Below are 13,763 nucleotides of genomic sequence, written 5' to 3'. Positions count from 1 at the left end.
CCAGTGTTTGGCATAGGTTTCGGCGAGTGAAGATCGCAGTCGTACGGGAGACCAGACCGGCGGAGCGTCGGGTCGCGCTGGTGCCGGAGCATGTCGCGAAACTGATCGAGCTCGGTTACGAGGTCGCGGTCGAGCCGGCCGCCGGCGAGCGCGCGCTGTTCTCCGACGACCAGTACCGCGAAGCCGGTGCCGAGGTGGCCTGGGGCGCCGACCACGCGGCCACCATCGTGGCGTCGGTGCAACCGCTGGAACGCGAACGCCTGCAGCGGTTGCACGCCGGTACGGCGCTGATGTCGTTCCTGCCGACCAACCCGCCGGACATGGTCCGTACGGCGACCCGGGCCAAGCTGACCGCTTTCGCGATGGAGCTGATCCCGCGGATCTCCCGGGCCCAGTCGATGGACGCACTGTCCTCGCAGGCACTGGTCGCCGGGTACCGCGCCGCGATCGTCGCGGCCGAGCGACTGCCCCGGTTCTTCCCGCTGAACATGACCGCGGCCGGCACCGTCCCGCCGGCCCAGGTCCTGGTCCTCGGCGCCGGCGTCGCCGGCCTGCAGGCGATCGCCACCGCGAAACGCCTCGGCGCGGTCGTCAAGGCGTACGACGTCCGGACCGCCGCCGCCGAGGAGATCGCCTCGATGGGCGCCGTCCCGATCGAGCTCGAGCTCGGAACCCTCGACGGTCCCGGTGGCTACGCCCGCGAGATGACCGCGGAGCGCGCGCAGCTCCAGCGCGAACTGCTGACGCCGTACGTCGCCGCCGCGGACGCCCTGATCACGACCGCCGCGGTACCGGGGCGGACCGCGCCGATGCTCGTGTCGCGGTCGATGGTCGAGCAGATGAAGCCCGGGTCCGTGGTCGTCGACCTGGCGTCCGAACAGGGCGGCAACGTCGAGGGCTCCGTCGCCGGGACCGAGCTCACCATCGGTGACGCACTGGTCTGGGGCGGTGCGAATGTGCCCAGCCAGATGGCGGGACCGGCATCGCGGCTCTACGGTCAGAACATCGCGAACCTGATTCGCCTGATGACCCGGAACGCCGCGTTCGATCCGGACTTCGACGACGAGATCGTCCGCGGCTGCTGCGTCACCCACGACGGCAGCGTGCTCCACGAGCCGACCCGCGAGCTGCTGGGAGGACAGGCCTGATGAGTGAGTCCATCGCGTTGCTGACGATCTTCGTCCTCGCGGCGTTCGTCGGGGTCGAGGTGATCAGCAAGGTCTCCTCGACGCTGCACACCCCGTTGATGTCCGGGGCGAACGCCATCCACGGCGTCATCCTGGTCGGCGCCATCATCGTCACCGGCGCGGCCGACTCGGTGATCGTGGTGATCGTCGGGTTGATCGCGGTCGTGCTGGCCACGGTGAACATGGTCGGCGGGTTCGTCGTCACCGACCGGATGCTGCAGATGTTCAGAGGTCCGGGGGCACGGAAGAAGGAGCTGCAGAAGTGATCCCCACCTGGGCCCAGATCGGGTATCTGGTCTCCGCGGTCTGCTTCATCGTCGCGTTGAAGGCGCTCTCGTCGCCGCGCAGCGCCCGGACCGGCAACCTGATCGGTGCCGCCGGCGCGGTGCTCGCGGTGCTCATCACGTTCGCGGCGTACAAGCCGGACCACCTGGCGCCGATCCTGATCGCGCTGGTGATCGGCACCGTCGGTGGTGTGGTCGGGTCGCGGCGGGTGCAGATGACCCAGATGCCGCAGCTCGTTGCCTTGTTCAACGGTGTCGGCGGTGGCGCGGCCGCGCTGGTCGCGTTGCTCGAGCTCAGCGAGGTGTCGGCCGACGCGACGGTGGCGGCGATCGCGTCGGCGTTCACGATCCTGGTCGGGGCGATCAGCTTCTCGGGTTCGTTGGTGACGTTCGCCAAGCTTCAGGAGCTGATGACCACCCGGCCGGTGACGTTCCCCGGTCTTCCGGTGCTGTTCGTCGCGTCGATCCTCGGTGGCCTGGCGCTGGCGGTCTGGCTGGTGTCGGACCCGCGGGTGTGGGTGGGCGTACTGCTGTGTCTGGTCGGTCTGGCGATCGGCGTGATGCTGGTGCTGCCGGTCGGCGGGGCCGACGTACCGATCGTGATCTCGCTGCTGAACGCGTTCACCGGTCTGACGGTGGCCGCGGGCGGGTACGTGCTCGGCAACACGCTGCTGCTGGTGGCCGGCACCCTGGTCGGTGCCGCCGGTACGTTGCTGACCAAGCTGATGGCGGACGCGATGGGGCGGTCCGTGTTCAACATCCTCTTCGGCGCGGTCCGCGGCGGCTCGACGCTCGGCGGCGGGACGGCGTCCGACCGGCCGGTGATCTCGGCGGGACCGGAGGACGTCGCGATCCTGCTCGGGTACGCGAACAAGGTCATCATCGTGCCCGGCTACGGCCTCGCCGTCGCGCAGGCACAGCACACGCTGCGCGACCTCGTCGAGGAACTGCAGGGCCGCGGCGTGAAGGTCGACTACGCCATCCACCCGGTCGCGGGCCGGATGCCCGGCCACATGAACGTGCTGCTCGCCGAGGCCCAGGTGCCGTACGAGCAGCTGCGTGAGATGGACGACATCAACGGCGACTTCAAGTCCACCGATGTCGTCCTCGTGGTCGGCGCCAACGACGTGGTGAACCCCGCCGCCCGCACCACCCCGTCGGCTCCCATCTACGGCATGCCGATCCTGAACGCCGACGAGGCGCAGCGCGTCATCTTCCTCAAACGCTCCATGCGTCCGGGTTTCGCGGGGATCGAGAACGAACTCCTCTACGACCCGAAGACCACGCTGCTCTTCGGCGACGCCCGGGATTCCCTGACCAAACTGCTCACGGCACTGAAAACGGTCTGATAAACCGTCGGGCAAACCGCGAGAAATGCGGCTGTCAGACCCAGCCGCGTTTCGCCGCCGCCACGCCGAGTTCGAAACGGCTGGCGGCGTCGAGGCGTTCGGAGAGGTTGGCGGTGATCCGCCTGGCCGTGCGAAGCGAGATGCCGAGCAGGCGTGCGACCTGCTCGTCCTTCGCGCCGCCGGCGAGCAAGCGCAGTACCTCGGACTCGTGCGGCGTGAGCGGCGAGTCGTCCCGGTCGTCCGGGGCGAACATCTCGGTGCCCCGCGCCCAGTAGGCGTCGAAGAGGGCGATGGCCACGGCAACGACGGCAGGCGTTCGATGGATGACGGCGCCGGCCGTCGGGTTCTCCGGGTCCATCGGCAGCACCGCGAGCTCCCGGTCGACGATCATCAGCCGCATCGGCAGCGTCGGGGTGGCTCGGATCTCGCAGCCGAGGCGGTGCATCTTGGCGGCGTACTCGATGGCCTGCCGGGAGGCCGCCATGCTCTGCAGGTAGACGGACTTGATCTTGATCCCACGCTCGAGCAGTGCGAAGTCCGGTGAGTTGTCGCCCACCTGGATGATGTCCTCGACGTGCACCGGCGCGAGGACCCAGAACGTCTCGCGGGTCTTGAGCGCGAGTTCCTCGATCCGCCGGGACGCGTTCGCCCGTCCCTTCAGTACCTCGACATCGCCGCTGCTCCGGGCGGTCAGGAGCTCGTTGTACTGCTCGGCGATCACCTCGGCCGTGGCGGCAGCCTCGTTGAGCTCACCCAGCCGGAGATTCAGCTCGGTACGCCGACGCTCGGCCAGCCCGGTGAGTCCGAGGCGAGGGTGGACCGCGTGCTCCGCCGACGGATTCGTCCACGTCGGGACCAGGAGTTCGAGCTCACGGAGCTTGTCCAGGAGCACGTTCACTTCCGCGATCGGGCGATCCACTAGCGCTGCTATCTGCTCCGGCGTACTGTCCGGGTGGCTGAGGAGGGCGTGATAGACCGCGAAAGTGGCTTCGTCCACCCCCAGCGGCTCGAGCACGGTCCCTCTCCTTCAGATGTTTGTCGGAACCGACCATATACAGAGAGCGTCCACAAAGAGCAGCCAAGAGGTTGTTGCGGATTATTTCGAAGGGGCGAATTGTGATCAAGAAGTTGCTGAGTGTAGTCGCGATGGCCCTGCTCGTCGGCGCGGCGACGGCGCTCCCCGCGTCGGCGGCCACCCCGTCCGAGCCGACCTGCGGCCCAGGTCTCGTCTGCTGGTAGTCGCCGGTCGGAGGCGTGCCCGGCGTCCCGTAGACTGCTGGCGTGGCTCGTGGCGATGGTCGGCTCACTGATGAACTAGACCCTCAGGACTTGGGACCGCAGGACGCGTGTGGCGTCTTCGGGGTCTGGGCGCCGGGGGAAGAGGTTGCCAAACTCACCTACTTCGGTCTCTACGCCCTGCAGCACCGGGGCCAGGAGTCCGCGGGGATCGCGGTCAGCAACGGCAGCCAGATCCTCGTCTACAAGGACATGGGGCTGGTCAGCCAGGCCTTCGACGAGGCGACCCTGGCGTCGCTGCGCGGGCACATCGCGATCGGTCACTGCCGGTACTCGACGACCGGGTCGAGCGTCTGGGCCAACGCGCAGCCGACGTTCCGGTCCACCGCGACCGGGTCGATCGCGCTGGGGCACAACGGAAACCTGACCAACACCAGCGAGCTCGCCGCCAGCCTGAACGGCGAGGGTGACCTCGACCTCGGCCTGGACGCCGAGGTCGACCACGCCAAGGCGAACGCGAAGCACGGCGCCTCGAGTGACACCGACATCCTCACCTCGATGCTCGCCGGGTACCCGGACCTCACCATCGAGCAGGCGGCCGCGAAGATCCTCCCGAAGGTCAAGGGCGCGTTCAGCCTGATCTTCATGGACGAGAACACGCTGTACGCCGCCCGCGACCCGCAGGGCATCCGCCCGCTGGTGCTCGGCCGGCTGGAGCGCGGCTGGGTGATCGCCAGCGAGACCGCCGCCCTCGACATCGTCGGCGCCTCGTTCATCCGGGAGGTCGAGCCGGGCGAGATCGTCGCGATCGACGCCGACGGCCTGCGCTCGACCCGGTTCGCCGAGCAGGACCCGAAGGGCTGCCTCTTCGAGTTCGTCTACCTCGCCCGCCCGGACACCCAGATCTCCGGCCAGCGGATCTACTCGACCCGCGTCGAGATCGGCCGTCGCCTCGCCCGGGAGTACCCGGCCGACGCCGACCTGGTGATCGCCACTCCCGAGTCCGGCACGCCGGGCGCGATCGGGTACGCCGAGGAGTCCGGTATCCCGTACGGTTCCGGTCTCGTCAAGAACGCGTACGTCGGCCGCACGTTCATCCAGCCCAGCCAGACGATCCGCCAGCTCGGCATCCGCCTGAAGCTGAACCCGCTCCGCGAGGTGATCGAGGGCAAGCGCCTGGTCGTGGTCGACGACACGATCGTCCGCGGCAACACCCAGCGCGCGGTCATCCGGATGCTGCGCGAGGCCGGCGCGAAGGAGATCCACGTCCGGATCACCGCGCCGCCGGTGAAGTGGCCGTGCTTCTACGGCATCGACTTCGCCAGCCGCGCCGAGCTGATCGCCAACGGGCTGAACACCGAGGAGATCTGCCGCTCGCTCGGCGCCGACTCGCTCGGGTACATCAGCCTGGACGGTCTGGTCGAGGCGACCACCGTCCCGAAGGACCGGCTCTGCCGGGCCTGCTTCGACGGCGTCTACCCCGTCGCGCTGCCCGAGCCCGAGCAGCTCGGCAAGCACCTGCTCGAGGAGCCGGCGCGGACCGACGCGGACGGGCTGGCGACGATCTCCGGCGGTGGCGGCGCGGCCGACGCGCTCAGCCGGCCGTAGAACGCCCGGACCGGCGACTCGGTGCGCGCGCCGGTCCGTCAGACTGGCGGGTGACGCCGGAAGTACGCCGTACCGGCCGGACAGCTGTTGTATCGAGGAGAGAAACGTGAGCGAAGGCGCGAGCTACGCCGCCGCCGGGGTCGACATCGAGGCCGGTGACCGGGCCGTCGAGCTGATGAAGGAGTGGGTGGCGAAGGCGACCCGCCCCGAGGTGGTCGGCGGTCTCGGCGGGTTCGCCGGGCTGTTCGACGCGACCGCCCTGACGTCGTACCGGCGGCCGCTGCTGGCGACCTCGACGGACGGCATCGGGACCAAGGTCGCGATCGCCCAGAAGCTCGGCAAGCACGACACGATCGGGTTCGACCTGGTCGGGATGGTCGTCGACGACCTGGTCGTGTGCGGTGCCGAGCCGCTGTTCATGACCGACTACATCTGCACCGGCAAGGTGGTCCCGGAGACGATCGCGCAGATCGTGAAGGGGATCGCCGAGGCGTGCGTCGAGGCCGGTACGGCGCTGGTCGGCGGCGAGACCGCGGAGCACCCGGGCCTGCTGGAGCCGGACGAGTACGACGTCGCGGGCGCGGCGACCGGTGTGGTCGAGGCCGACGAGCTACTCGGCGCGGAGCGGGTCCGCGCGGGGGACGTCGTCCTGGCGATGGCGTCGTCGGGACTGCACTCGAACGGGTACAGCCTGGTCCGGCACGTGTTCTTCAACCGGGCCAAGTGGACGCTCGACCGCGTGGTGCCGGAGCTCGGTACGACGCTCGGCGAGGTGCTGCTGACGCCGACGCGGGTGTACGCGAAGCACTGCCTGGAGCTGATCCAGGAGCTGAACGGCGCCGACGAGAAGCCGCTGCACGCGATGTCGCACATCACGGGCGGTGGGTTCGCGGCGAACCTGGCGCGGGTGATCCCGGACGAGCTGTCGGTGCGGATCGACCGGTCGACGTGGACGCCGGCACCGATCTTCGGGCTGGTCGGCCTGCTCGGCGACGTCGCGCTGCCCGAGCTGGAGAAGACGCTGAACATGGGCGCGGGCATGGTCGCCGTCCTCGACCCGGCGTCGGCCGATGCGGCGATCCAGGCTCTGGCCGCGCGGGACATCCCGGCGTGGGTCTGCGGTGAGGTCACCGCGAACGCCGGTGGCACGGTCGCGCTCGAAGGCGCCTACGCCAAATAGTGCTCGAGCAGGTCCGCTGCAGAGACCGCCGCGCCTGGCAGCACCGGACGCGGCGGTGTCACAGAGACCTGGCCACCGTCAGGAGCACCGGCCGGATGGTCGTGCTGCCTGGGCCCGCCGGCTTGCGCAGCAAGAACGCACCTGTGGTGCTGATGTGGTGGAACTACGTCGGACGCACGGAGAACTGCTCAGCCACCCCACGGGGTGCCGAGCAGCTCAGCCGGGCTGATGTTGCTTACCGACGGGGGTGGTAGTCGTCGGCGTCGTCACCGTCGCCGTCGTTGTCGCCGTTCGCAGAACGGTTCCCACCCTGCTCACCGGACAGCTCTCGCTTGAGCTGGTCCAAGTCGGTGTCCCAGGTGCGGTACTTCAGGTCGCGTGCGACCTTCGTCTGCTTGGCCTTTGCACGGCCGCGCCCCATAGCGTCGACCCCCTCGCACAAGTCAACCGGGTACGCTGCGTGGCGCCCACGGATCAGTCGTCAGTAATCGTGGTTCAAGGATACCCGGAGCCAGGGATCGACACACGCACCGCCCCCGGCCAGAGGTCCGATCACAGCACCGGCGAGGCGGGCCGGTCCCCTCAAACCGGCCCGCCCCGCCGCGTCCGGCGCCTTACTTGACCTCGCGACGTGAGCTAGCCCACAGTCCGACGATCGTCGGCAGGACGATCCAGACCCCCACCGCGGTGAGCGTCTCCGGCACCATCCCGTGCAGGTCACGCTCCGCGATCCGGCCGAGTGCGCCGAACACGTCGAGCCAGTTCGCGTTGTCCTTGAACAGCGCCGGCCCGGCCAGCGACCAGGCGGTCGGCGCGATGAAGTAGGCGAGGATCGCGACCGCGGTCTGCGGGATGACGGCACCGAACGCGGCGCCCATCACGACGTTCAGCGCGACGGTCAGGTAGGCCCCGGCGAGCTGCCCACCGAGCCCTGCGTACGACGCCGCGTGGTCGGTGAACGCACCGGCGAGGGCCGTGCTCGCGAAGGCCAGCGCGACGACGACGGTCATCACGACCGCGCTCAGCACCACGGCGGAGACGAACTTGGCCAACTGCACCCGGACTCGGCGGGGCGACAGCGTGAAGGTGGTCAGCGCGGTCCGCTGCGTCCACTCCGACGTCATCGCCATCACGCCGATGACCGGGAGCAGCAGCATCACGCCGGTGGACGCGGCGCCGAGGAAGCCCTCGAAACCGGCCACGCCCTGCGGCTGGTGGGTGAACTGCCAGGTCAGCGCGGCGAGCGCGATCAGCAGGATGGCGGCGATCAGGACCCGGCCGCTGCGGGTGTTGACGGACTTGCGGAGCTCGATCGTGACGAGCTTCAGGAAGGACTGGCCGCGTGCGGGCGGCGGGCTGGTTGCCACTTCGGCGCGGTGCTTGGCAGGCGCCGTGGGTGCGACGTCGGTCACTGTGGTCATCAGGGTCTCCAGGAAGAAGTCGGGGTGATCAGGCGGCGGCGGGCACGGTGGTGAGCTGGAAGAACAGGTCCTCCAGGCCGGCGCCGTCGCTCTGGCGGAGCTCGAGCAGGATCTGACCGGCAGCGGCGGCGGCCCGCCCGACCTGCTCGGCGGTGGCGTCGACGCGCAGCGATCCGTCCGGGAGCGGCTCCAGGCTCAGGCCGGCGGCGGTGAGGGCCTGGTTCAGGCCGATCGGGTCGAGGCCGCGGACCTTCGTGCCGGTGCCGGCCAGCAGCTCCTCCAGCGAGCCGTTGGCGACGATCCGGCCGCCGCCGATGACGACCAGCCGGTCGACGGTCGCCTGGACCTCACCCAGCAGGTGGCTGGACAGGATCACGGTGCCGCCGCGGGCGGCGAAGTCCTGCAGCAGCCCACGCATCCAGCGGATGCCCTCAGGGTCCATCCCGTTGGCGGGCTCGTCGAGAATCAGGACGGCGGGGTCACCGAGCAGCGCGCCGGCGATCCCGAGCCGCTGCCGCATACCGAGCGAGTACTGACCGACGCGGCGCTTCGCGGCGTGCTCGAGACCGACTGCCTCGAGCATCTCGTCGGCGCGCGTCTTCGGCACCCCGAGCAGGCTGGCGTTCAGCAGCAGCGTCTCGCGGCCGGTACGGCCGGGGTGCTGCGCGGCGGCGTCCAGCATGACCCCGACGACGCGGCCCGGGTTCGGCAGGTCGACGTACCGCTTGCCGGTGATGGTGGCGGTGCCGGAGGTCGGCGGCGTCAGCCCGGTGAGCATCCGCAGCGTGGTCGACTTGCCGGCGCCGTTCGGGCCGAGGAAGCCGGTGATGCTGCCCGGCTGCACGGTGAACGACACGTCCTGGACAGCCGTGGTGCTGCCGTAGCGCTTGGTCAGGTTCTCGACGGTGATCATGGCAACGAGTCAACCGTCACCGACCCCTGTCGCACATCGGACGAGCGGCTGCGACCACCCCCTACGAAAGTTGTCGGCTGCGGCCCCCGAACCTAGCCGGAAGGGGGACGTGAACCCGCCATCCGGCCAATTACAGTGACCGAATGCGACGGTTGCGCCGGTGGTACGCCTGGTGGGTCAGGCATGCCCCGCGCCTGCGCGACATCCTGTACGTCGGGTTCAGCCTGCTGACCATCGTCCTGCAGGCGGCCTCCGGCGGTAACGGCTGGAGCGTCAAGGACTGGTACGTGCTGGGCGCCGGCGTGGTGGCGTCACTCGCGCTGCTCTGGCGCCGCCGCTTCCCGGTCACCGTCACCGCGATCACCGTCCTGGCGCTGCTCACCGCGTCGATCTTCGTGCCGATGGGCCTGGCCCTGCTGACGCTGTCGATCCGCCGCCGCGACATCGTGCTGGCGATCCTCGGCCTCGCCGCGTACGCCGCCTACGTCCTGAACAGCGTCAGCGATCGGGGACAGCTCTGGGTGTCGGTCTTCACCGGCCCGTTCCTGATCGGCACCTGGATAGCCATCGGTGCGTACATCGGCGCCCGCCGGGACCTGATGGCCTCCCTGCGGGACCGCGCCGAGCGCGCCGAGGCGGAGCGCGAGCTGCGCAGCGAGCAGGCCCGCCTGGGTGAGCGGTCCCGGATCGCCCAGGAGATGCACGACGTGCTCGCCCACAAGGTCTCGCTGATCGCCCTGCACGCCGGCGGCCTCGAGGTGAACCCGACCGTCGGCGCGGACAAGGTCGAGGGCTCGGCCCGACTGATCCGTGAGACCGCCCGGCAGGCGATGGAGGACCTCCGCGAGGTCCTCGGCGTACTGCGGTCCGATGTCAGCGTCGCCGGCGCCGACCTGGCCCCTGTCCCGCAGGCCGCGGACCTCGAGCGGCTCGTCACGGCCTCGCGCGACGCCGGGGTGACGGTCGGGTACGTCGGCGCGCTGCCGGACGACGTACCGGATTCGGTCGGGCGGACCGTCTATCGGGTGGTGCAGGAGTCGCTGACCAACGTCCACAAGCACGCCCGCGGCGCGGCGACGGACGTCACGGTCTACGGAGCCCGCGGCGAGGGCGTGACGGTGCGCGTGACGAACGTCCGGCCGGTGGCGGCCGAATCGCTGCTGCCGGGTGCCGGCGCGGGGCTGGTCGGCCTGCGTGAGCGCGTGCAGTTGGTCGGCGGCCGGCTGACCACCGGGCCGACACCCAAGGGCGGCTGGCGGGTCGAGGCCTGGCTGCCGTGGGACGATCACCGCCAGGACGCCGAGCCGGTGCTCCTGGACACGACGTCGGACCGCGACACGGCACAGGATCGCGATACCGCCTTGAACCGCAGCGAAGGGGACCGATGACGCGGCTGCTGATCGTGGACGACGAGGCGCTGGTCCGGGCCGGGCTGAAGATGATTCTCGAGTCCGACGACGACCTCGAGGTGGTCGCCGAGGCCGAGGACGGCGCGGATGCCGCGGCCATGGTGACCAAGCACCGTCCGGACGTCGTGCTGATGGACATCCGGATGCCGCGACTCGACGGGCTCGCCGCGACGCGGGAGGTCCAGGCGCTGCCGGAGCCGCCGAAGATCGTCGTACTCACGACCTTCGATCTGGACGACTACGTGTTCCGGGCGTTGCAGGCCGGGGCGAGCGGGTTCCTGCTGAAGGACACGCCGCCGCGGGAGCTCGTCCAGGCGATCAAGGTGGTCGCGGCAGGCGACGCGATGTTGTCGCCGGCGGTGACGCGGCGACTGATCGGGCATTTCGCCGGTGACCCGCGCGCGGACCGGCGGCGGGTGGCGCAGGAGCGGATCAGCAAGCTCACCGACCGGGAGCGGGAAGTGCTGGTCGCGGTCGGCCGCGGCCTGCAGAACGCCGACATCGGCAAGAAACTCTTCATGAGCGAGGCCACGGTCAAGGCACACGTCTCCCGGGCCCTGGTGAAGTTGGACGCCACCAACCGCGTCCAGGTCGCGATCCTGGCCTACGAGGCCGGCCTGCTCGACGACTAGGGCACGCCCTAGCGCCGCCAGACGTCCCAGGGCGCGGTGGTGAACAACAGGGGCCGGGACAGAGGAAACCGGCCCGGCCGTCGGAGGGGTGGGGGAGAGCGACGGCTCGGGCCGGTTTCAGGGGCCAGCGTGCCTGGGGGGATAGGACGCTGACGACCAGCGGGCGCCCAATGGGGGGAAGGGCGCCGACCGGTCAGGACTCAGACGCGGCCGAAGGCCACGCTGCTGGTCCAGATCTTCGCCTTGGCGACCGGGCGACCCGGCTTCGAGGCGTGCCACAGCATGTTGCCGCCGGCATAGATGCCGACGTGGTACACACCGCCGCCACCGTTGCGGAAGAACACCAGGTCGCCGGGCTTCGCGGCGCTGCGGCTGATGTGCTTGGTCGCGCTGTACTGCTGACGCGACGTACGGGGCAGCTTGTGCCCGGCCTTCTTGTACACGTAGCCGGTGTAGCCGGAGCAGTCGAAGCCGCGGGTGGTCGTGCCGCCGTAGCGGTACGGCGTGCCCTTGAGCTTGGCCGCCTCGCGGAGCACCTTGGCCCGGAAGGTCGTGGTGCCGCTGCTGGCGCCGTAGTTGCCGTAGAGCACCTTGTGCTTGGCGGCCCAGGTCAGCCGGCCCCAGGTCTTCTTGTCCGTGTAGCCGGTCGCCTTCAGGCCCCAGGACGTCTGGAACTTCTTCAGCACCCGGACGGTGCTGGTGCCGAAGTAGCCGTCCGGACCCAGGTGCAGGGCCTTCTGGACGTACTTGACGGTCGGACCGGAGTCACCCTGCCGGAGCAGCGGGCGGCTCGGGATGCTCATGTGGCCGCGCTGCTGAGCCGCGGTCATGGCGGTGCTGGCGGAGGCGGTCACCGGAGCGGCAGTCAGGCTGAGTGCGGCTCCACCGCCGACGGCGAGGCCGACCGAGAGAACGGCGGCCGCGGCCCGGGGCGTCCCCGGACGGGTGGTCTTGCGGTGCTTCCCCAGGGTCCGGCCGGTGGGCCGGTCGGTACTCGCGAGCTGGTTGACGGCGCGCAAAAGCGACGTCCGTCGGGCAGTGACGGGCATGGTTGTCTCCCGACGCCTGTGAAGTTAGCTGTCGGGTTCGGGCTGGGATTCATAGCCCGGTCCGCTCCCGCGGACTTCACCCCAGGGTTTCGGCCACTCACGGCCGCTACCCAACTTCCTGGGTCCCCCACCCCTGCCATGGTTGTTCGAGGGGAGCACATGGGCCCTGGCAGGGCTCGGCGTTGACCCGTGTGCGGTTCGTGTTGTTTACCGAACCGCCGACGACTGTATAACAGGATGATCACGACGCAAACCCTCAGATCCACAGAGTCGTTCTCAAAAGGCCCTGAAAGGGCCCCTGACGGATCAGCAAGCCTGGGTGAATATCAGGTGTCCTGAGCGCGACTGAGCGGGTCCTAGGCGGCAAACGACGGCTTCAGTGTGACCTCGGTCACATTTCATGGTGGCTTTCTGTGACAACGAGCACAGAGGGTGGTCAGGGCATCCTAAAGTCCTTGCGAGTTCAGCTATCTCCGAGCAGCTCGCGGAACCGGTCCAGGCCGACGTTCCCGCCGGACAACACCACGCCGACGCGTTCCGGTAGCCCGTGGACCCGGCCGGCCAACAGCGCGGCCAGCGCACTGGCTCCGCTCGGCTCCAGCACGATCTTCAGCCGTTCGAACGCGAACGCCATCGCGGCCACGATCTCGGCGTCGCTGACCACCTCGCACGACTCCATCAGCCGCCGGTTCACCGCGAACGTGAGCTCGCCCGGCGTCGAGATCGCCTGCCCGTCCGCGATCGTCCGCGGTACGGCGATCTCCACGCGCTCGCCCTTCGCCAGTGACCGCACGTGGTCGTCGCCCGCCTCCGGTTCGACCCCGATCATCCGGATCCCCGGACATATCAGGGTCGCCGCGGTGGCACAGCCGGCCATCAGCCCACCACCGCCGACCGGGACCAGCAGCGCCCCGAGGTGCCCGACCTCTTCGATCAGCTCGAGCGCGACCGTCCCCTGGCCGGCCATCACATCCGGATGGTCGTACGGCGGGATCAGCGCCCGTCCACGCTCGTTCGCCAGCTCCTGTGCCAACGCGGTCCGGTCCTGCGTGTAGCGGTCGTATGTCACCACCTCAGCGCCGTACCCGCGGGTCGCGGCCAGCTTCGTCGGCGGGGCGTCCGCCGGCATCAGGATCACGGCGCTGGTCCCGGCGAGTCGTGCCGCCAGCGCGACGGCCTGGGCGTGATTACCTGACGAGTACGCCGCCACGCCTGCCGCACGCTGTTCGGGCGTGAGCCGGCTGATCGCGTTGTAGGCCCCGCGGAACTTGAAGGCGCCGATCCGCTGGAAGTTCTCCGCCTTGAGGAACACCTGCGCCCCGACCCGCTCGTCGAGGGTCCGCGAGGTGAGGACCGGCGTACGGTGCGCCACTCCGGCGAGGCGGTCCGCGGCGGACCGGACATCTGTGAGACTCAAGACGGTCATGAGATGAAGCTAGGGGGCATGTCAAGGTCCGCCGGACGGCTCCGTACTGATGGATGAGAGGCACCCACC

At 69.8% G+C, this 13,763-nt stretch carries 14 protein-coding genes and 1 riboswitch; of the genes, 8 read left to right on the top strand and 6 right to left on the bottom strand.

Annotation, left to right across the window (positions count from 1 at the left end):
• The first annotated feature begins 26 nt into the window (after positions 1 to 26).
• Genes ACFYRH_RS02120 through ACFYRH_RS02110 form a run of 3 tightly spaced genes read left to right on the top strand, consistent with a single transcriptional unit; the run spans position 27 to position 2,820 of the window.
• Positions 27 to 1,148 carry an NAD(P) transhydrogenase subunit alpha gene (locus tag ACFYRH_RS02120; RefSeq protein WP_387766667.1) on the top strand — a complete coding sequence of 374 codons (1,122 nt, stop codon included), beginning with the start codon at positions 27 to 29 and terminating at the stop codon, positions 1,146 to 1,148.
• Positions 1,148 to 1,453: an NAD(P) transhydrogenase subunit alpha gene (locus ACFYRH_RS02115; RefSeq protein ID WP_387766664.1), complete on the top strand. Its 306-nt coding sequence runs from the start codon at positions 1,148 to 1,150 to the stop codon at positions 1,451 to 1,453. The genes ACFYRH_RS02120 and ACFYRH_RS02115 overlap by 1 nt, the downstream gene beginning before the upstream one ends.
• A complete protein-coding gene (locus ACFYRH_RS02110; RefSeq protein WP_387766661.1) occupies positions 1,450 to 2,820 on the top strand; it encodes an NAD(P)(+) transhydrogenase (Re/Si-specific) subunit beta in 1,371 nt (456 codons plus the stop codon). The genes ACFYRH_RS02115 and ACFYRH_RS02110 overlap by 4 nt, the downstream gene beginning before the upstream one ends.
• Before the next feature lie 34 nt (positions 2,821 to 2,854).
• Here ACFYRH_RS02110 and ACFYRH_RS02105 read toward each other — a convergent pair whose 3' ends face one another.
• The gene (locus ACFYRH_RS02105) at positions 2,855 to 3,835 is read right to left on the bottom strand and encodes a LuxR C-terminal-related transcriptional regulator (RefSeq protein ID WP_387766659.1); all 981 of its coding nucleotides are present in this window, start codon (positions 3,833 to 3,835) and stop codon (positions 2,855 to 2,857) included.
• A 101-nt stretch (positions 3,836 to 3,936) separates the two neighbouring features.
• Between ACFYRH_RS02105 and ACFYRH_RS02100 the strand changes: the two genes are divergently transcribed.
• From ACFYRH_RS02100 to purM, 3 genes are all read left to right on the top strand, one after another.
• Positions 3,937 to 4,059 (top strand): hypothetical protein, encoded by a 123-nt coding sequence (locus ACFYRH_RS02100; RefSeq protein ID WP_387766656.1) that lies wholly within the window; start codon positions 3,937 to 3,939, stop codon positions 4,057 to 4,059.
• 42 nt (positions 4,060 to 4,101) lie between these two features.
• A complete protein-coding gene (purF, locus tag ACFYRH_RS02095; RefSeq protein WP_387766653.1) occupies positions 4,102 to 5,664 on the top strand; it encodes an amidophosphoribosyltransferase in 1,563 nt (520 codons plus the stop codon).
• A 106-nt stretch (positions 5,665 to 5,770) separates the two neighbouring features.
• Positions 5,771 to 6,844 carry a phosphoribosylformylglycinamidine cyclo-ligase gene (gene purM, locus ACFYRH_RS02090; RefSeq protein ID WP_387766650.1) on the top strand — a complete coding sequence of 358 codons (1,074 nt, stop codon included), beginning with the start codon at positions 5,771 to 5,773 and terminating at the stop codon, positions 6,842 to 6,844.
• A 235-nt stretch (positions 6,845 to 7,079) separates the two neighbouring features.
• Here the strand turns inward: purM and ACFYRH_RS02085 are convergent, their stop codons facing one another.
• The 3 genes from ACFYRH_RS02085 to ACFYRH_RS02075 all read right to left on the bottom strand — a co-directional run bounded on the left by ACFYRH_RS02085 (position 7,080) and on the right by ACFYRH_RS02075 (position 9,178).
• Complete coding sequence (locus tag ACFYRH_RS02085; RefSeq protein ID WP_387766647.1) at positions 7,080 to 7,265, bottom strand: DUF3073 domain-containing protein; 186 nt, start codon at positions 7,263 to 7,265, stop codon at positions 7,080 to 7,082.
• Between the two features lie 193 nt (positions 7,266 to 7,458).
• Complete coding sequence (locus tag ACFYRH_RS02080) at positions 7,459 to 8,265, bottom strand: ABC transporter permease (RefSeq protein ID WP_387766645.1); 807 nt, start codon at positions 8,263 to 8,265, stop codon at positions 7,459 to 7,461.
• A gap of 28 nt (positions 8,266 to 8,293) precedes the next feature.
• Positions 8,294 to 9,178 (bottom strand): ABC transporter ATP-binding protein, encoded by an 885-nt coding sequence (locus ACFYRH_RS02075; protein WP_387766642.1) that lies wholly within the window; start codon positions 9,176 to 9,178, stop codon positions 8,294 to 8,296.
• Positions 9,179 to 9,321: 143 nt separating this feature from the next.
• On the opposite strand from ACFYRH_RS02075, the gene ACFYRH_RS02070 reads away from it, so the two are divergent.
• A complete protein-coding gene (locus ACFYRH_RS02070; RefSeq protein ID WP_387766639.1) occupies positions 9,322 to 10,566 on the top strand; it encodes a sensor histidine kinase in 1,245 nt (414 codons plus the stop codon).
• A complete protein-coding gene (locus ACFYRH_RS02065; RefSeq protein WP_387766636.1) occupies positions 10,563 to 11,219 on the top strand; it encodes a response regulator in 657 nt (218 codons plus the stop codon). Before ACFYRH_RS02070 ends, ACFYRH_RS02065 begins: the two co-directional genes overlap by 4 nt.
• 200 nt (positions 11,220 to 11,419) lie before the next feature.
• On the opposite strand, the gene ACFYRH_RS02060 is transcribed toward ACFYRH_RS02065, so the two are convergent.
• Both ACFYRH_RS02060 and ACFYRH_RS02055 read right to left on the bottom strand, forming a co-directional pair.
• Entirely contained in the window at positions 11,420 to 12,268 is an 849-nt protein-coding gene (locus tag ACFYRH_RS02060) for a C40 family peptidase (RefSeq protein ID WP_387766633.1), read from the bottom strand.
• Positions 12,268 to 12,460, bottom strand: a riboswitch (cyclic di-AMP (ydaO/yuaA leader). It overlaps the preceding gene by 1 nt.
• A gap of 271 nt (positions 12,461 to 12,731) precedes the next feature.
• Entirely contained in the window at positions 12,732 to 13,694 is a 963-nt protein-coding gene (locus tag ACFYRH_RS02055) for a threo-3-hydroxy-L-aspartate ammonia-lyase (RefSeq protein ID WP_387766630.1), read from the bottom strand.
• Positions 13,695 to 13,763: the final 69 nt, after the last annotated feature.

This window comes from Kribbella sp. NPDC004875, assembly GCF_042873375.1.
Lineage (GTDB): Bacteria > Actinomycetota > Actinomycetes > Propionibacteriales > Kribbellaceae > Kribbella.
Note: the sequence above shows the minus strand (reverse complement) of the source record. Positions and strands in the feature narration are given on the sequence as shown.

What these genes read in the sequence shown, in the direction of transcription:
- ACFYRH_RS02060 (WP_387766633.1), bottom strand. Translation starts at nt 12,268, where the DNA reads ATGCCCGTCACTGCCCGACGGACGTCGCTTTTGCGCGCCGTCAACCAG.
- ACFYRH_RS02065 (WP_387766636.1), top strand. Translation starts at nt 10,563, where the DNA reads ATGACGCGGCTGCTGATCGTGGACGACGAGGCGCTGGTCCGGGCCGGG.
- ACFYRH_RS02115 (WP_387766664.1), top strand. Translation starts at nt 1,148, where the DNA reads ATGAGTGAGTCCATCGCGTTGCTGACGATCTTCGTCCTCGCGGCGTTC.
- ACFYRH_RS02055 (WP_387766630.1), bottom strand. Translation starts at nt 13,694, where the DNA reads ATGACCGTCTTGAGTCTCACAGATGTCCGGTCCGCCGCGGACCGCCTC.
- ACFYRH_RS02075 (WP_387766642.1), bottom strand. Translation starts at nt 9,178, where the DNA reads ATGATCACCGTCGAGAACCTGACCAAGCGCTACGGCAGCACCACGGCT.
- ACFYRH_RS02080 (WP_387766645.1), bottom strand. Translation starts at nt 8,265, where the DNA reads ATGACCACAGTGACCGACGTCGCACCCACGGCGCCTGCCAAGCACCGC.
- ACFYRH_RS02085 (WP_387766647.1), bottom strand. Translation starts at nt 7,265, where the DNA reads ATGGGGCGCGGCCGTGCAAAGGCCAAGCAGACGAAGGTCGCACGCGAC.
- ACFYRH_RS02070 (WP_387766639.1), top strand. Translation starts at nt 9,322, where the DNA reads ATGCGACGGTTGCGCCGGTGGTACGCCTGGTGGGTCAGGCATGCCCCG.